A 17,337-nucleotide genomic window follows, 5' to 3' on the forward strand; every position below is an offset into this window, starting at 1 on the left:
TCCTAAGGCCGGGAAATGATTAGGGTGAGAACAGATGGCAAAAGACTCTGAGACAAATGACTTTGTACAGTGGCGACATGCTCCAGCATCTCAGTGGAAGTTTTGTCCGCTCTGCGGGCAGCCACTCTCTGCTCATGAATGGGACGGTAAAGAACGCCGTTATTGCCAACATTGTGGATTCGTATATTGGGAACGGGCATTGCCCGCAGCAGCGGTATTGGTGTACGAGCCACGCCAACAGCAGATTGTCCTCGTGACGCGCCGCTACCCGCCGGCTGTGGGCGGGCTGACGTTACCGGGGGGCGGGGTAGAATTCGGCGAAAGCGTAGCACAGGCGGCCATCCGCGAAGTCAAAGAGGAAACAGGACTTGATGTTGTGCTCGATCGCCAGTTTGGGACGTGGTCGACTCCAACCAATGAAACGATTATCAGCTTCTTCTTGGGGCATCCTGTAGGAGGAAGCTTGCGTGCGGGCACTGATGCCGCCGATGCTCAATATTTCTCATTGGATCAAGCCCCCTCATTGGTCTTTAGTCTTCATGACCGAGTCCTACAACTCTTCCGTACCGAAATGCGCATGGCGTTCCATTTGCCGACGGATGGGCAAGGGTCCTGAAACGACAGGCAGTTGAACCGCCAAGACCTCTAAAATTTCATGCATTAAAACGAGATGCTGGTAGATGCGAGAAGGACTGGCATGATGGTGATAGTCGTCGGCCATGCAGCCGATAGCGTCTTGCAAACGCTGCATCAGGCTATCGACGTGCCAGGGATCGGGGCCGTTATTCATGAACACCGCTCCTCTCCATGATGATGGGGTGGTGAAACTCTTGACTGTACACCAATATGGAGAGGGGAATAAGAATGTGAGCCAGTGGACAGGCGACTGGCTCACAGGCTATTCATCAGGCACAAATTCCGTCGTTGTTAGGAGGCATGGGAGGAAGACTGGGAACGTTTGCGGTCTTTCCATAGGGAGTAGCCCAAGGCGAGACCAGATACCCACCAAGGACGTGATTTCTTCGGACGCGTTAGCTCTTTGGCGCCGCGCCGCGACTGAAGAAATCCGGCAATGCCTGCGGCTAAGAGTCCAACCCGGTACGCTGAGGAACGCACTTCTTGGACCGTTTGACCAATCCGTGTGGTCGATTCTTTAGCAACATGGAGAATGTCAGCCAGCTGGTCCTTGATGCCGGCGATTTCTTGCCCAATGCTTTTTTCCAAACGAATCACACGCAATGCGATAACCAGGAGCGCGATGCCGGACCCCACAACCAAAAGCGTCAGAACGGCAAAACAAATTGCAATAACCGTCAGCGCGCCAGCAATGCTCATGCACCTTGGTCCTCGTGAGAGTCGGTGTCCGCAAGATCTGCATCATCCAGCGGAATTTCTGTTACGGCTTTCTTAAAAAGGGTTTGGCTTTTTTGCGTTAATGAATCACGAATGTCTCGCACACTGTTTTGAAGTTGCCCTAAAGAATCTTGAGTCTTTTGCTTAATGGTGCCGCGTGTATCTTCTCCGGCGCTTGGAGCTAGCAATATCCCTGCCACCACTCCAATTGCTGCGCCGATAATCAACCCACTTAGCCGATCCCATGATCGATCATTCATCGTATCGCCCCCTGGTTTTTCTTTATATTGTGACACATTTTGGGACGAGGCGAAAGAGCTGGCGATTGATGAGTTTGCCAAAGGAAACGACAGGATCATACGGCTATGGTATACTATGTGGGTTTCAAAGTCACAGTGCGGTTTAACTTGGACAATATGGTGGGATTTGGCGTGCGAATCAAGCACTTGGGGACGGCAGCCGAATGAAAATTGCAATCGTGACCGAAACTTGGTGGCCATCAACAGATGGTGTGGTAACACGTGTGACCGCGACGGTGCGCGAACTTCGGCGGATGGGTCATGAGATTTTAATCGTGGCACCGGAAGGCGGAGAAGCCGAATTTGAAGGCATTCCGGTAAAGCCTGTGCCGACCTTTTCGGTTGGGTTTGTCTATGGTGGCAAGCCATGGGGATGGCCTACGCCTCGGGTTACACGCTATTTGCGGGAATTTAGTCCGGATATTGTCCATGTTGTCAATCCCTTCGTCCTGGGCATTGCAGGCGTATGGGCGGCTCGCCAATTAAAGTGTCCGCTTGTTGCGTCGTATCATACCAATATTGCTCAATACGCTGATTTTTATCATTTGGGATTCACCAAACCCGCTGTGTGGGGATTATTGCGGCTGCTACACAATCAAGCCGTTTATAATTTAGCGACATCGGCGGCCATTCAGAATGAGATCACGTCGCATGGCATTGAACGTGTCCGGGTATGGCGGCGCGGCGTTGATTTGAATGTTTTTCATCCCCGGCAACGGGACAAGTCGATGCGGGCGCGCTTAAGCTCGGGAAACCCCGATCAAATTATTGCGTTATATGTGGGCCGGATTGCCAAGGAAAAAGGGTTGGCACGCCTCTTATCGCTTTTTCAGCGCAATCCGTCGGTTCATCTGGCTTTAGTGGGGGATGGACCGGCCGTCGAGTATTTCCAGGAACGGTTCGAGAAGACGCCAACGACCTTTGTGGGTAAGTTGCTTGGGCAAGAATTAGCAGCAGCTTATGCATCCGCCGATTTTTTTGTCTTTCCCAGCACCACCGAGACGCTAGGTCTCGTCTTATTGGAGGCGATGGCATCGGGTCTGCCCATCGTGGCGGCGGAATCCGCGCCTTCTCATGAATTGATCGACCATTCAGGCGCTGGCCGATTATTTCCCAGCGATCAGCCTTATTTACTAGGCGAAATGGTGCATGGACTCATTCATGACCAGCCGGGATTAGCGGTGTTGTCCACTAAAGCGCGGCAAGAAGCGGAGAAATGGGGATGGCAGGAACCGACGAAAGAACTCGTGCAGCTGTACGAACAAGCGATCAGAGAGTTTCGGGCCGGCAGATGACGCGGCTCTACCAATTTATCCAATTCGTTTCCGTGGGATTTGGCAATGCGGTCATTGATTTGTTATTTTTTAATGGCCTCTACTGGCTATTTCCGACGCGAAACGTGGATCAGCTGGTGGTGTATAACACCATTGCTGTCATTGCCGCGATTCTTAATAGTTATATTTGGAATAGCCGTTGGACCTTCCGCCATCAAGTGCGGTCCAAGGGCAAAGATGCGGTGCGTCAGCGCGTTTTGTTTGTGATTCAGTCGGTCATCAATATTGTGGTGAACGACTTAATTTTATGGGTAATCGCGCCGTTAGTGCTCGAAGTGCACATCATTCCTCATGTCATGGCCAATAATATTGCCAAATTGGCGGCGATGTTCTTAGCATCTTTGACCAGTTTCATCATGATGAAACTGTTTGTTTTTGTCTAATCGCCCGACAGCATTAAGATTTTCTTCCAATTTCTTTTCCGTGATTTTGCCAACACCTCAATTTTTTTGCCCTTTTTCTCCCGTTTTCATGCGCATTCATCATAGGGTTTCTATTCCTGAGTCCAAATGATGGAATCATATTGGAATCGTGGGAAGCTTGTCCCTTTACGTCCTATGGCTGGCGCAGCCTGGTGTCATCTCCTCTCAGCAGCAAAGAGTGTATCTGACAGGCTTGTTAATGTTCATTACACTGGCGCTAGCCAAATTGTTGGAAACAACAACCGGGGGACCCAATTGTGGGGGTGAATCCAGCATTGGACTGGAAGGGCCACTCTCCGCGCCCTAACCCGTCAGCTAACTCCGGAGGCAATATTTCTAAGGGGAGAATGACTGCATGCGATTTGCATTATGGCAAGGAATGACCGTTGCGGGCGTCACATTGGCAGCTGGGATGATGGCTTCACAAGGTGCCATGGCGGCCTCCGTATCGGCGACCACCGCGGCGTTGGCCCAAGAGCATCCGGCAATGAACCAAGTGTTGCAACAAGGAGATGTTTCTCATTGGGTGGCCACGCTGCAAGCCGATCTGTACCTTTTAGGGTACCACAGTGTGGGTTCTGATGACGGAATTTTTGGCCCCAAGACGCTTGCCGCGTTGAAGGCTTTTCAGACGGCGAATGGATTTCAACCGACCGGTGTGACCAGTGCGCCCGTATGGCAAGACATTTTAGCGGGATTCCAATTGGTGCCCCGTTATCAAGGCCCCACAACCTTGACGGTAACGCCTCCAGCCATTTCCGAACAAGCTCATCCGGCAATGTATCAACGGCTGAGCATGGGAAGTCAAGGGCATTGGGTGGCCACCTTGCAAGCCGATTTGAAGTTGCTTGGCTATTCCCAAGTGGGGCCGACTGACGGAATATTTGGTCCTAAGACACAACAGGCACTCGAAGATTTCCAGACCAGCCAGAACCTGGCGCCTTCAGGCGTCACCACCTTTCAGACCTGGCGGCAGATTCTTACCGGATTGGGTATCTTTGGGCCAAACACTATCATAAAGCAAACCTCACAGACTCCAAGCAGCGCCAACACGACGACTGCACCTAGCAGCGCTTCGCAAACCTCTTCAGTTGACGCGGGGTATGCGCGGACGGGTCCGGTGTCGCCCAATGCCCAGTCGATTGATGGGCGCCCCATTATTGCAGTGTATCAGGTACGGGCAACGGCTTATGGCCCGAGTCTGCAAGACAATTATCCCTATGGGCCGGTTGACGCGTTTGGACAGCCGCTCGAACCCGGGATGATTGCCGTGGATCCCTCGCTGATTCCTCTCAAGTCATATCTCTATGTGACGGGGTATACAGACCCCAATTTGCCCCAAGGGGGATTTTTAGGACGGGCGATGGACACAGGTGGTGCCATTGTGGGACACCACATCGATATTTACATGGATGCTAACGCCCAGACGGTTTCTAATTTTGGCATTGAGCCTGTGACCGTTTATGTGTTAGGTCAATAAGCGTATTAAGCGGAGAATCTCCCCAGGGCGCCATGCGCTCTGGGGCTTTTTTTCTTTGGGACAGGGTTTTGCGTCCCTAGTAGGAAGGATTTTCCGTGCGTCCTCGCGAATTACTATAGAGAGGTGAAGCAGAGATGAGAATTCACTCATTTAACGAGTTCTGGCCATTTTATTTGCAAGAACACCAAAAGCCAGCCACCCGCTTATTCCATTTTATTGGGACCGGGGGAGCTATTGTGTTGCTGCTGCTTGCGCTGTTGACGTTAAATGCTTGGTACCTTGTTCTTAGCGTGGGGGTGGGGTATGCTTTGGCTTGGTACAGCCATTTCTTTATTGAGAAAAATCGCCCCGCGACCTGGCGTTATCCGGTGTATTCTCTTCAAGCGGATGTGTTGCTGTTTTGGCTCATGCTGACAAGGGGATTTGCTTTTGAAGATGTCTCGTTGCCGCGAAACCCGTTAAAGGGCCGGCGGCAGGTCTAGGTCGCTTCTGGCATACCCCGATCCTCTTTTCTATATAGATGGGAAAAGAGGAGGCGAGCCCTGTGAGACGACGTATGGTCCGTCGTACCCTGATGTTTGTTGGGTTTTTGAGTCTAGGGTCTGTGTTGGCTGGCTGTGGAAGTCCCACCAGCATGGGGAATATGCCAGGCCCTGTGCGGCGTGTGATTAACACCCCAACGCTGTCGGGTAGTAATATTGCTGTCAATATGCTTAAGGTGACAGGCAATCAATCCTATATCGGTACGGGGAGAATTCCGGGTTACTATAGCTACGGCCCGGCGTATGATGATGGTTCTAACACCTACTATGTGACGTTTGAAGTCCCCGTCAACATGCAAGGCATTGAGAAACAATTAAGTTATTTGCCTCGTCCGATTGCTTCGACCACCATTGTTGATGATGTGTACATCAATATTCCGCAATTGCCGGGGCTTGCGTATGATCGTCTGTATTATGATCCAAGTACGCGATTAGCCCCCTTTTCTTTTAAGCTATTGCCGTCCGGAGCCGTGCTCGATGAATCGTGGGATGCCGTCTTAGTCAATAGTTGAGACCCATAGGCCACCGATAATTTGTCGCTCAAAAATGGACAACTTCCGTAAGTACCAGATTCCAATCATCACCGTTTTCGATTTTACTGCGTACTACGAAGAATTTTGTTGGCCGGGTGCTAGGGATCCGATGAGGCGATGAGGTCGGCTAGACGACTGACACCTGCGTCCAAATCGGCCTCGGATGAGGCCAAAGAGACGCGGACGTAAGAGGCTGTTTGCGACCCAAAAGCTTGGCCAGGGGCTACCGCAATGTGTTCGTTTTGCAGGAGATCCAAGGCGAATGACCGGGAATCCTGCCCAAGACGTGCGATATCGACCAGAAGATAGAAGGCGCCTTGCGGAATGGTGACAGGAATATGTCGGCTTTGCAATATGTCGAGACAATAGTCACGGCGGGCACGGTACCGGGCTAAGCGCTCTACAATTCCTGCTTGGTCATATCGCAAGGCTGCAAGACCTGCGTATTGCAAAGGTTCGGAGACTGATGACCAAAGTCCCATGGCAATGCGGCCTAACGATTCTGTAGCGGATTTAGGGGCTGCCAGGTATCCCAGTCGCCATCCCGTCATGGCGTATGTTTTGGAAAATGAGTAGATGGAGATGGTACGGTCTGGGGCTAACGTGGCGGGAGACAACGCGGAGCCTTCATACACAATTTGATCGTAGACTTCGTCTGAAATAATCCACAAGTCGTGCTGCTCGGCAAAAGCCACTAATGTCTTGAGATGGGTCGCATCCGGCAGGCTTCCGGCGGGATTGCCGGGAAAATTTAGGACGATGGCTCGGGTCTTGGGGGTGACGCATCGCGTCAAGGTGTCGAGATCCGGCCAAAAGTCCGGAGCACGCAGGGGATAGGGATGCGCGTTGAGATGAAGGGCTTGCACACCGCCCAGGTAATCGGGCCATCCCGGATTGGGCACCAAAAGCTCGTCGCCGGGCTGTAAAATGCCCATGAATGCAACAAATAGGGCGGGACTGCCGCCTGGGGTGACCAGAATTTCGTCGGGGGTGCGTGCGACGTGATTGATGCGCCAGATTTTTTCTGCCAGCGCCTCGCGCAAAGGTAAGATGCCTTGCGAGGCGGTGTAGCGATTATAGCCATCGCGGGCGGCCTGGCAATATGCGTCGATGACACAAGGCGCCGGAGGGAAGTTGGGTTCTCCGGTTTCCAATCGAATGACGTCAGGCATTCGAAGGGCGAGGTCGAGAATTTCTCGGATGCCAGACGTTGGCAAGTTTACGCTTTGAGCCCAGTGCACAGCAAAATGATCTCCTTTCGCGAATGGCTTTGCCATTGCTTCTCTAGTGTAAGGGTTTCTGATCTGCCAACCAAGAGCATTGTGCACAAAGGCGGATGCAAAGAAATTCGGATTGTGTCAGAATGCGGACAGGAATGTGGATGAATGATGGCGAATCTTATGGTATGGATGATAAAGGAATTGCGCCAGAACTTTACCATAAGATGATGCAGAGCTTGCATGAGGTGTTCCATCTCAACGAATTTCGGCCCAAGCAACAAGAAATCATTACGCGCGTGCTTTTGAAGCAACATCAATTGGCGATTATGCCGACGGGAGCAGGAAAGTCCTTATGCTATCAGCTTCCGGCCACGATTTTGCCAGCGGTCACCGTGGTGATTTCGCCCCTGCTGGCTTTGATGAAAGATCAAGTGGACCGTTTACAGTCGCTTGGTATCGCGGCCTATCAGTTAAGTCATTGGGATGCGGTGGCGGAACAACGGCGCGTGTTGCAACGCTGGGAACAACGCGAGCTGAAAATCGTATTTATGGCTCCCGAACGCTTACAGCATCCAGAGATTGCTGCGAGACTGCCTGTGCTGTCTTGTGATTTGCTGGTGGTCGATGAAGCACACTCGATTTCGGAGTGGGGGCATGACTTCCGACCTGACTACCGGCGCATTCGCCAGTTTCATGAACGTATGGGCCAGCCGCCAATTTTAGCTCTCACAGCGACCGCCACGTCCGCCGTGGAGGATGACATTTTGCGGCAACTGGGACTTGACCGCGCGTCATGCCATGTGACGCGCCTGCCTATTGACCGGCCCAATATCCATCTGAGCGTGCAGGTTGTGTCGAATCGCAACGAGCAGCGTGACCAAGTGCTCGCGCGTATTCAGAAAGAACCTGGGGCCATCATTATTTACGCGGACACGAGGCGTCAAGCGGAGGAGTGGGCGGTATGGCTCGAGTCCATGCTGTCAGAACCTGTTGCCGTCTATCATGCGGGGCTGCCACACACCGTGCGTTTGACCGTGCAAGAGGCGTTTTCAGCTCGGCGCTTGCGTCTTGTGGTAGCGACGACCGCATTTGGGATGGGTATTGATCGATCGGATGTTAAAGGCGTGATTAATGTCGGTATGCCCGAGTCGGTCGATGCCTATAGCCAGCAATGGGGCCGCGCCGGCCGCGATGAAAACGCGGCATGGTCCTTTATGGTGGTGACTCCCTCTGCTATGCACCGTAGGCGCCATATGATTGAACGGGACAGGCCAAGGCGTGAGGATGTGGTGCAGTTGGTGCAGCGATTACAGCAACTGCCGACCCAGCGGCCCTTTTGGTGGAGCCTGAACACAGAGTTCGAGCCGGAATGGGTTGAAAATCATTTGGCCGCGCTCGAAGAAATGGGACAGATTCAGGTGTTATCGAAACGGGCGACGGACGTGCAATTACGGGTCCATGGGCCGTTGCCCGATTGGACCATTGCCGCGTTATTCGACCGTATGCAAAGACAATATCGGCACCGCATGGAGCGCTTTGAATCCATGCGCGCCTACGTCCAGACGAAGACATGCCGCCGGCAGATGCTTGGGGCCTATTTCGAGCAAGACCTGGTCACACGCCCTGAATCCTGTTGCGATTGCTGTGATGTGCAAAAGGTGCCAGACGCCTCTGGTGAGGTGGCAGATTCTGGTCTCGAAGATCGCCTGAGGCAATGGCGTAGGGAGCGGGCCCGTCAAGATCAAGTGGCGCCTTATATTATTTTTAGCGATAAGGTGCTTCACCAGTTGTGTGTAAGGCGCCCGCGCGATTTAGCTTCCTTGGCGCAGTGCCCAGGTATGGGAGCTGTACGCGTCGGCCGGTACGGAGAGGAATTGTTGTCCCTTTTAAGCACGGGGGAAGCCGATGCGGTGAGCCCGCCAGGGATGAAATCAGCAAAGGAAGAAGCGTGGATTTTATTTGGGGAAGGGATGCCGCTGGCGGACATTGCCCGCCGCGTGCATCGCCAACCCTCGACCGTTACCGGCTATTTGGAGGAGTGGATTGCCGCGTCTCAAAGTTCCTCATGGCAATGGTATTGCGGCAGTATCTTGCCCCAGTCCGCCCAACGTGCGATTGTTAGGGCTTGCGAGGAGATGCCAGGCGCCACCTTACGCCAGCTTTATGAGGCCTTTCATGGCGACTATTCGTTTGATGCTTTGCGCATCGGGCGCGCCATTTATCAGAAATTAAGGGGCGCGGCCTACGCGAGCCGCTAGCCAGATACCAATACTGATACTGCCGCCGGTGGCCAGCAGCTGACAAGCCGGCTTATTTAAATGGCGCCTAACCTTGCGATCTGATAGGTAGAAGCCTAAAAGGCCTCGCGCCACATAGCGGTGGAATGCGGCATCGGGAAGGGATTGGGCTTGCTGCATCACACGGTGGTAAATCCTTTGAATCCGGGCCGTCGCTTGTTCTGTGGAGGCGTAATACGTCACAAAATTCAAGTCGCCTCCTTGCAAATCTTCTTCCTGATCGATGAGATAGTCTAAGAGAATATGGAGGGCGCCGACCCACGGGAAATACAAGTTGAAGACGCGGTGGACTGCGTCGGCATCCGGGTGGGGATCAAGGGCCACGTTGAGCAGTGCAAACAATCCTAAAGTCGAACCGGTGGCGGCGGCAAATTCCCACCAAAATAAACCATCTTGGGGATTGGCTTCCTGGTGATACCACGCGGTGAGATTTTGCACGCGGGTCGGTTGGGGGCCGTGCTTATAGACTTGGAGGTCGATATAGAGTTCGACCAGTCGGCGCATGGGTCTGGCAATGGCATCATAGCCAGGAAAATGCTGCAGAGTGTTCTGTGCACTTTGAACCAGTGATGCCATATACCCCCCATCTTCGCCTTGCGGATGTTCCCGGTAATAATCCTGGACAGGGGCTAAAGGGGTTACGGCATCCAGCAAGGCTTGGTGCAGCCAGCGCAAGTTCTCGGGATCCTGGGATGGTCCGCGGTCCGTTACCGTATCGAGATAGTCGCAAAGCGTTTGATACGGCACGAGGAATTGCAATAAATACCCGCCAGGATCCCGAGAAGGTCCGCCAAACACGCCCCCGCCTTCGCAATGAAACTGCTTTTCTTGCAGCGAGCTCAGCGCTTGCTGACGCAGGGTCGGGTCAGGAATATGCGCGGCCGTTTCTTTTAACTGTGTTATGGCTTGGACCACGCGGGGACGAACGGACCGGAAGTACTCTTGGCCCCAGCGCCACGATCTGACAAAATCAACGGACTTAACGCTCATGATCTTCTGGTCCTTTCTCGAGGGCGATTGTGCCCGGTATCGCCCGAACTGACAAGCTGGCACTCTTCTATGCCTATGCCACATCATGCCGGGCCTATACCTTTTTTGGAACATAAGAAAGCCCCCTGAGGGGCTCCTCCAGAAGAGGTCACGCGTTCTGGAGGAAGTTTCCTCATTGTACCATGTCTTGGATAAGAACTCAGGACTTACGCTTGCCGTTTGGGCAATGGCGGAGGAGCTAGAACAGGTTTTCTCGAGAAATCTGGCATGTGTGGCGGATTTTGAGCCAATAAATCAAGCGCCTCTTGGACGGCCCGGTGCAATTGCGCATCATGGTGCTGGGCATAGTCCCACGGCGTATTTTCAATGGGGATCGTCGGCTCTGTTCCGTAATTTTCTACCCCCCATCCCACGTCACGGAACCAAAAGGAAAACTCGGGCTGGGTGGTTATGCTCCCATCAACCAGACGGTGCCGGGCCCATATGCCAATCACTCCGCCCCAGGTGCGTTGACCCACCAAAGGCCCTATCCCCATCAACTTGAAGGCATGCGAGAAAATATCACCATCCGAGCCGGCATACTCATTGGTCAGCGCAACAATGGGCCCCATAATACTGTCGCCAGGATAGGGCTCAGGCTGTCCGTGACGGGGCACGTCATAGCCAAGGCGTTGGCGCCGCAAATTTTCCAAAATGAGCTGGGACACGTGGCCGCCGCCATTAAAGCGCACGTCTACAATGAGCCCGTCTCGCTCCGATTCGGCTAAATAGGCGCGATAAAATTCCGAGAAGCCGCGGGGGCCCATGTCAGGAATGTGCACATACCCAAGGCGCCCTTGGGACAGCTGGCGCACCGTATCGCGGTTGCGATTGACCCATTCCCGGTACCGCGCCGGCATTTCTTGGGACAAAGGCACCACGGTTGCGGAAAACTTTTCTTGGGTCGATCCTTTGATGAGTTCGAGAGCCACTTCTTGACCCGCTTGATTGACCAAATGGGCTAATGGCGGTCGTGGCCAACGTTTCTTCTTTGAGATCCTTCAGCGAAAACTGCTGCAAGGTGGCACGCGCGCCTTCCTCATCGAAAAATGAGGACTGCAAACTCCCGTGGGGGACACTCATGGTCCAATACACGGCATTCGCATCGCAGGCTAATTGGTGGTAAATCCCTTCACGGACCGGAAATGGCACGACCCGGCTGGCGATGTCCTCAAAGTCAATGACGGTTGTTGGCGTCTCCTTGTCGGAGGAATCGGCTGCAGACGCCCCGTTCTCTTGCAAGGGATGCGGATCCAGTTGGAAAGGGGAGCGCCTGTCTTTTTGAAGAGGGATCGCGTAAGGCATCATGCCGCTAGGAAACCCTAAGTCGAACCGTAAGTTGTCATAGACCGGATTGAAGACCCGGTGAGAGAGAAAGTACAAATAGCGGCCGCTGGGGTCAAAGACAGGATTTTGATCAACCAGGACAGGCTGTGTGACCGTGTGCGTTTCATGACTGGGGATGTGATGAATTTTAATCGCACTGGTTTTGGAAGTGCTATGTAAGGCGTAAGCTAACCACTGACTGTCTTTAGAGAAGTCTATGCCGCGGACAGGGCCATAGGCCGAGGCATCGATTTGCAGGACGCTGAATGTGCCGAGGTCGACCAACCAAAGTTCATGGCGTTCATTGCTGAATGCCGCGAATGCCCCGTTTGCTGATACGGTGAGCGCGGCGATTTCGCCATGGTGGCCGGGCAGACGCGTGGTGGCACCTGTCTTTACGTCAATCAGCTCGAGGCCTTCTTCGCCGCCATCGTCTGACACGGTAAGAATACGGTCTTGTCCCGGGATAAATCGGCTCAGGCGATAGCGGACTCCTTGCGTCACCCCAAGCGGTGTGCAAGGACCTTCCCAATTTCCCATGTAATAGAGTTTGCCACGGGTGGTGATGAGCACGTGGTCGCCTTGCTCAGAAAGTTGATACTCGGTCCAATAGTCGGCCGCGGGGACATAATGGGTTTCGGCTTGGGTGCGCTGACTGTAATAGGCAATGGGAACCATGGACTCTTGGTTTTGGGCCGGGTCCAGGACATAGAGATCGGCCCCCGCGTGATAGACAATAACGCGACCATCTGTTGAGGCATTGCGCACATAGTACGTCTCATGATCCGTATGCCGACGCAAATCGCCTCCGTCAGCGGTTGTGGAGTAAATGTTGGCATAGCCTTCGTGGTCAGAAATGAAGTAGAGCCGCGATCCAATCCACATAGGACTGGCGAGGTTGCCGTTAATGCCGTCTAGGCGCTCGAAATGTGCCGTATCAGGTCGTCCAATCCAAATTTGCCCGCGCGTGCCCCCGCGGTAGCGTTTCCAGCGAGCGGGGTCGGCGGTATTACGCCCTAGGGCGACCAGCTGATTCGGGCCAAAGGCAATGTTGTTGGCGGGACCTAAATTCAAGGGCTTGGGTTCACCGCCGGATAAGGGCACGCGGTATAACATAAATAGTGACCGAAAAGGTTGTCCCGCATTCGATGAGATAATCACATCCCCTTCGCTAGAGAAAGCGACGGGCTGGGTATTGGCGGCTAAATAGGTCAGACGGGTAATGGGACCGCCTTGAGCCGGCATTATGTAAATTTCATTGTCACCTTCTTCGCGGCCCACAAACGCGACGGTGCTCCCGTCGGGGGACAACAACGGACGGCTGGCAGTGCCCCATCCGGCTGTTAAACGGCGAGCTGTGCCGCCGGTGAGAGGAACCCGCCATAAATCGTCTTCAGATACGAAAATGATGTGCCCTTGGGCAGTAGTGGGATAGCGGTAATATCCAGGCTGCTCTATCACGGTGACCCTCCTGTCATTAAATGTGCTTGCAAAGTCTTAGATCGGCAATAGTATGGAGAAAACACGGCGACTCCATGTTTTGTCATGCGGGTGACATCAGCCACTGCCATAAGGTGCGCAGTACGATATCTAAGACCGCCGTCTGGTCTTCTAAGCTCATAGAAGGGGTTTTAGGATGCCTTAAGGCCTGCGACGGCAATAAGGGCAAGTGAAGAAATCCGGCCGGGAGGGCTTGGGCGGTATGACGCGCCCAATACAGCGCTTGATTGCACATAAACGTGCCGGCCGAGAGTGACAGTTCTAAAGGATATCCTTGAGCGTGCACTGCCTCTTGCAACTGTCGGAGCGGAAGCGTGCTGAAATAGGCATCGGGGCCGTCTGCGACAATGCGATGGTCATGGTAGACTTCCTGACGGTTATCAGCAATGCGGCTATCCAGCAAATTGATGGCCACGCGTTCTAACGTTGGGACGGCGCGTCCTTGTGCTTGCCCCAGACACAAGATAGCATGGGGACTGGTTTCTTGAATGAAAGCGGGCAATTGGCGTTCGACATCTTGCTTGCTGGTGGCTAATTCACGGCGGATGACATAATCGCGAGAGGGCAAATGTAACGCGACTTCACGCGACACATTGACCGGATCATCGCCGAACGGATCGAAATAAGTTAACAAAATCATGAAAGCTTCGCCACCTCTTCATGCAATTAGGGAGGGTGCCGCTATGCACAAAAACACGGCAGGTCGACCAGATGCCCTGCCGTGTTGGTATAATCGCGCAGACTTCATCGTCCCAAACCCTTTTCTAGTATATGGAAGTCTTGGAATTCGAGCAACTCATGCACTGTGAGGCACCTGCAGCGGTTGGTCGGCAGCAATTAAATCTAAAGGAATCCATGGCTCGAGATCTTCAACATACGAACAAATCGGGTAATTGTCGCAAATCTTATAAATATCGCCAGAAACCGGGTTCGTCAGGGTGCGCACCGGGTGGCGACGGCACTTGGGACAAATCATAATGGTCAACATGGATCATGCCTCCTTTACCTTCTGCAATGGCGTAATCGTTTAGCCTTATTAAACGCAGCAGATGTTTCCAATGTGTTACAGGAAGCTTAAGATCCGCTGCTTTTTATTGCCAGCCAAGGACAACTGTCTACTGCGAGAAGGTGGGGCGCTCGGTTTGGACAAGTGCGGACATCACATACCATGATGGGTATGGACGGTATATAATATGGCATGAAGCCATAGTGAGCATTAGATTAAGATACCAAGGACATCCTACGGGAAGTAAGGGCGGTGACCGCAATATGGATTCTACGAAGCGCCCTGTTATCGGAAAATACTGGGATCGAGATGACTTAATTCGGCGCATGCGCCGAATTGAGGGTCAAGCCCGGGGCGTTCAGGCGATGCTGGACCGTGATGAGGATTGCAAAGCAATTTTGACGCAGCTGGCGGCTATCTCGGGGGCGCTGAGCCAAGTGGCTCGAGTCGTCAGCGCCTGTGGTGTGGTGGATGGTATTGAGCAGGCCGCAGGTCCCCTCGATCCAGAACAAATTCGTGCAATTTTGTCCGAACTCAATGCTAAAGGACGCCTATAAATGATGGTGTGACAGGGAGGACGCGTGGCAGGGCGAACACGGCTGGCAAAGGCCGCCTTGGTGGTATTGTTGGCATGGGCGGGAATGCAGTGGAATACGGGGACAACGCTTGTCACGGTATCTGGTCCGGCGAATGGCGTGTTGCCGGTGCCATTTACCCCGTTTGGACCCTATTCGACACGGGCCAATCATGGGTATGAGGGTGCCAATGTGATGAGCCCCGTGGTTCCGTCTTCATATACCGCCTACTTCTCACCCCAGACCATCGGCATTCAATTTATTGGGGATGCACCTAACCATTTATCTGCAGACCATTTAAGCTTGTTGGTGACATCGCCGCATGGATCTATCAAAACCGGTCCCCTATTTTATCAAAGCACGGGATTTGTCGGCGTGCACCTTTTGGCGGCATTAAAACCCGGGCATTACCGGGTGGTCTTTAAAAGTCCCGGTTTTCAAACGGCCCAAAGTGTCTGGGGATTGACCCTTCACCCGTTGCCAAAGGCCCAGCTAGCACAGGAACGTCAGGCTCTAGTGGCAGCGCAAGTGCCCCAATATCTAGCCGCGCTTAATGCGGTGCGTACGTCCTTAGGGGAATCGCCGGTGGCGTGGAATAACGCATTAGCATGGGCCGCAGCGTCTCACGCATTGTATGTCAAAGACAATGGTTATGATGCGCCTTCCTTCCACTTAGAAACGACTGGACACGAAAATTTTACGGGGATTAATCCGTGGGATCGCGATATGGCTTTTGGGTGGCAAAGCCCATTAGATGGCGAGGTGGGCATTGAATGGACGACGTCTTTGCCGCCTGTGGCGGTCATACAAAATCTCGTAGATACGGTCTATCATCGTCTATCTTTACTCTCTCCGAATGTGGTGGCAGTAGGTGCCGGACAGACCACGGGCAGTACAGGCGCTGTGGTGATGGATTTAGGGTATGGCTACCGGGCCCATTTGCCCTTAGCGATTGTTTATCCGGCGTCGGGACAAAGCGGGGTGCCTACCGGGTGGACGGATATGGAAAGTCCTAATCCGGTACCCAATGGCTTTAGCCAAGAATTTGGATATCCTATTACGGTGGATTTTCCGACCGTTCAACAGCTCCGCCAGATCCGTGCGCAACTGATTGCGAACGGGAAAACGGTCCCTATCTATCTGGACGCGCCGGGCGTTGATGATATGGCGGACAATCAATTAGGTATGGTGCCCCGCACACGCCTTGAGCCAGGGACGACTTATACGGTAAAGATTTCGGGACAAGCGTTATTTAATAACGAGGTACGCATACCCGTGGCGCTGCATTGGCAATTTACGACGGGGGGGACGGATGCGTCCGTGGCGGTGGATCCCGTCCATGCCGGAGATCTCTTAGTGTCGGTAGCGCAGGCGGGCAGCGGGCGTCCCGTGCCCAACGATCCCGTCCGCATTTATCAAGTAGAGGCGGGCAATCGTCTGACATTAGCCGCCCAAGCTGTCACCCATAGAAATGGCATTGCTGTGTGTCATTTAGCAAAACCCGCGACCCGCCACCTGTTTGAAGCGGTCTCTGGTGGGGAGACAAGTATGCAATTTTGGTGGTGAGAGTCCATGTTGTATGATCCCCAAAAGAAAACAGCGATGGTGACGGTGCGGGGTCGACCGGTTCGTTTAGCTTGGTCGGAGTGGCCGGGGACTGGCCAATCCCAAAGCTGGATTTTTTTGCATGGCATGGGGTCATCGCGCTGGGCCTATGCTGATTTGCTGCAGCAAGCGCCTGTGGCTGGTCACTATTACGCGCTCGATCTGCCGGGATTTGGCGATTCAAGTTTACCGCCATTTCGGCAGACGCTGAACGATTTTCAAGAGGCGTTGGGACGGTTTATTGCCCATCTGGGAGAACCTAAGCCTATACTTGTCGGACACTCATTTGGGGGGATGGTGGCCGGAGTCTTTGCCGCTGCCCATCCGCGCCGGGTGAAGGGGGTGATTTTAGTGTCTAGCGCGGGTTATTTTCCTCCTCTTAACGCTTTAAGTCCGACGCGCTGGCGCTGGATTAACCAAATCGGCTTGTGGGTGACGAGCATGGACTTTTTTGGAAACCGGATGCTGCGCGCGTTAGGCCTCGATCCGCATCAGGTGTCTCCCATTTCGCGCCGGCGCATGCGTTACGGATGGCGCCGTGCGCGGGAAATGGCGCGCATGGGTCAGTTTTATGACGCTCCCGATTTTGTCGCACGCCTTGTGGCTGCGGATATACCGATAGCGGCCATTCATGGCGACCGCGACATTTTATTTCCGCTGAGCGATGTCGAGCGACTTGTGCAGGGCTCTTTTCCCATTTTCGTGGCCCAGGGAGCGGGGCACTTGCCTTATGACTATGATTTAATGACCTTTGTCCGCCTGCTCAAGCAAGCGGGGGACGTGGTGAGCATACAAAAGCCGTGAGGTACTGCCCCA

The 17,337-nt window shown here is 53.5% G+C and carries 18 protein-coding genes and 1 riboswitch; of the genes, 10 read left to right on the plus strand and 8 right to left on the minus strand.

The genetic code is table 11. From position 1 onward, the window contains the following. Positions 1 to 34: 34 nt before the first annotated feature. Positions 35 to 616 (plus strand): NUDIX hydrolase, encoded by a 582-nt coding sequence (locus tag ORD20_RS10325; protein WP_103374929.1) that lies wholly within the window; start codon positions 35 to 37, stop codon positions 614 to 616. A gap of 311 nt (positions 617 to 927) precedes the next feature. On the opposite strand, the gene ORD20_RS10330 is transcribed toward ORD20_RS10325, so the two are convergent. Together ORD20_RS10330 and ORD20_RS10335 are read right to left on the minus strand one after the other, a co-directional pair. Further along, positions 928 to 1,335 (minus strand): DUF948 domain-containing protein, encoded by a 408-nt coding sequence (locus tag ORD20_RS10330; protein ID WP_103374928.1) that lies wholly within the window; start codon positions 1,333 to 1,335, stop codon positions 928 to 930. Beyond that, the gene (locus ORD20_RS10335) at positions 1,332 to 1,613 is read right to left on the minus strand and encodes a YtxH domain-containing protein (RefSeq protein ID WP_103374927.1); all 282 of its coding nucleotides are present in this window, start codon (positions 1,611 to 1,613) and stop codon (positions 1,332 to 1,334) included. Before ORD20_RS10335 ends, ORD20_RS10330 begins: the two co-directional genes overlap by 4 nt. Before the next feature lie 203 nt (positions 1,614 to 1,816). Here ORD20_RS10335 and ORD20_RS10340 point away from each other — a divergent pair, with 203 nt between their 5' ends. The 5 genes from ORD20_RS10340 to ORD20_RS10360 all read left to right on the plus strand — a co-directional run bounded on the left by ORD20_RS10340 (position 1,817) and on the right by ORD20_RS10360 (position 5,942). Further along, positions 1,817 to 2,947: a glycosyltransferase family 4 protein gene (locus ORD20_RS10340; RefSeq protein ID WP_103374926.1), complete on the plus strand. Its 1,131-nt coding sequence runs from the start codon at positions 1,817 to 1,819 to the stop codon at positions 2,945 to 2,947. After that, entirely contained in the window at positions 2,944 to 3,369 is a 426-nt protein-coding gene (locus tag ORD20_RS10345) for a GtrA family protein (protein ID WP_103374925.1), read from the plus strand. The genes ORD20_RS10340 and ORD20_RS10345 overlap by 4 nt, the downstream gene beginning before the upstream one ends. A gap of 248 nt (positions 3,370 to 3,617) precedes the next feature. Beyond that, a riboswitch (cyclic di-AMP (ydaO/yuaA leader) is annotated at positions 3,618 to 3,753 on the plus strand. Positions 3,754 to 3,763: 10 nt separating this feature from the next. Then, a complete protein-coding gene (locus tag ORD20_RS10350) occupies positions 3,764 to 4,888 on the plus strand; it encodes a peptidoglycan-binding protein (RefSeq protein ID WP_173677075.1) in 1,125 nt (374 codons plus the stop codon). Positions 4,889 to 5,022: 134 nt separating this feature from the next. Next, positions 5,023 to 5,370, plus strand: coding sequence for a DUF962 domain-containing protein (locus tag ORD20_RS10355; protein ID WP_103374924.1), 348 nt, complete (start codon positions 5,023 to 5,025; stop codon positions 5,368 to 5,370). A gap of 62 nt (positions 5,371 to 5,432) precedes the next feature. Continuing rightward, a complete protein-coding gene (locus ORD20_RS10360) occupies positions 5,433 to 5,942 on the plus strand; it encodes a hypothetical protein (protein ID WP_242968358.1) in 510 nt (169 codons plus the stop codon). Positions 5,943 to 6,061: 119 nt separating this feature from the next. On the opposite strand, the gene ORD20_RS10365 is transcribed toward ORD20_RS10360, so the two are convergent. After that, positions 6,062 to 7,204, minus strand: a complete 1,143-nt coding sequence (locus ORD20_RS10365; protein ID WP_158246209.1) for a pyridoxal phosphate-dependent aminotransferase — start codon at positions 7,202 to 7,204, stop codon at positions 6,062 to 6,064. A gap of 134 nt (positions 7,205 to 7,338) precedes the next feature. Between ORD20_RS10365 and ORD20_RS10370 the strand changes: the two genes are divergently transcribed. Then, positions 7,339 to 9,441 carry a RecQ family ATP-dependent DNA helicase gene (locus ORD20_RS10370; protein ID WP_158246208.1) on the plus strand — a complete coding sequence of 701 codons (2,103 nt, stop codon included), beginning with the start codon at positions 7,339 to 7,341 and terminating at the stop codon, positions 9,439 to 9,441. Here the strand turns inward: ORD20_RS10370 and ORD20_RS10375 are convergent. The 5 genes from ORD20_RS10375 to ORD20_RS10395 all read right to left on the minus strand — a co-directional run bounded on the left by ORD20_RS10375 (position 9,412) and on the right by ORD20_RS10395 (position 14,323). Further along, positions 9,412 to 10,470, minus strand: a complete 1,059-nt coding sequence (locus ORD20_RS10375; RefSeq protein ID WP_103374920.1) for a tetraprenyl-beta-curcumene synthase family protein — start codon at positions 10,468 to 10,470, stop codon at positions 9,412 to 9,414. The two genes, ORD20_RS10370 and ORD20_RS10375, sit on opposite strands and share 30 nt — an antisense overlap. 206 nt (positions 10,471 to 10,676) lie before the next feature. Then, positions 10,677 to 11,291 (minus strand): S41 family peptidase, encoded by a 615-nt coding sequence (locus ORD20_RS10380; RefSeq protein WP_430626148.1) that lies wholly within the window; start codon positions 11,289 to 11,291, stop codon positions 10,677 to 10,679. Then, entirely contained in the window at positions 11,278 to 13,296 is a 2,019-nt protein-coding gene (locus tag ORD20_RS10385) for a S41 family peptidase (RefSeq protein WP_430626149.1), read from the minus strand. Before ORD20_RS10385 ends, ORD20_RS10380 begins: the two co-directional genes overlap by 14 nt. A gap of 82 nt (positions 13,297 to 13,378) precedes the next feature. Further along, positions 13,379 to 13,975: a pyroglutamyl-peptidase I gene (locus tag ORD20_RS10390; protein ID WP_103374919.1), complete on the minus strand. Its 597-nt coding sequence runs from the start codon at positions 13,973 to 13,975 to the stop codon at positions 13,379 to 13,381. Between the two features lie 156 nt (positions 13,976 to 14,131). Next, positions 14,132 to 14,323 carry a hypothetical protein gene (locus ORD20_RS10395; protein ID WP_103374918.1) on the minus strand — a complete coding sequence of 64 codons (192 nt, stop codon included), beginning with the start codon at positions 14,321 to 14,323 and terminating at the stop codon, positions 14,132 to 14,134. Between the two features lie 281 nt (positions 14,324 to 14,604). Here ORD20_RS10395 and ORD20_RS10400 point away from each other — a divergent pair, with 281 nt between their 5' ends. The 3 genes from ORD20_RS10400 to ORD20_RS10410 are packed head-to-tail and all read left to right on the plus strand — an operon-like array spanning position 14,605 to position 17,325. Next, the gene (locus ORD20_RS10400; protein ID WP_103374917.1) at positions 14,605 to 14,898 is read left to right on the plus strand and encodes a metal-sensitive transcriptional regulator; all 294 of its coding nucleotides are present in this window, start codon (positions 14,605 to 14,607) and stop codon (positions 14,896 to 14,898) included. 24 nt (positions 14,899 to 14,922) lie between these two features. Continuing rightward, the gene (locus ORD20_RS10405) at positions 14,923 to 16,482 is read left to right on the plus strand and encodes a CAP domain-containing protein (RefSeq protein ID WP_103374916.1); all 1,560 of its coding nucleotides are present in this window, start codon (positions 14,923 to 14,925) and stop codon (positions 16,480 to 16,482) included. 6 nt (positions 16,483 to 16,488) lie between these two features. After that, positions 16,489 to 17,325, plus strand: coding sequence for an alpha/beta fold hydrolase (locus ORD20_RS10410; RefSeq protein WP_103374915.1), 837 nt, complete (start codon positions 16,489 to 16,491; stop codon positions 17,323 to 17,325). Positions 17,326 to 17,337 lie beyond the last annotated feature (12 nt).

It is taken from the genome of Sulfobacillus thermotolerans (assembly GCF_039623705.1).
Taxonomy (GTDB): domain Bacteria; phylum Bacillota; class Sulfobacillia; order Sulfobacillales; family Sulfobacillaceae; genus Sulfobacillus; species Sulfobacillus thermotolerans.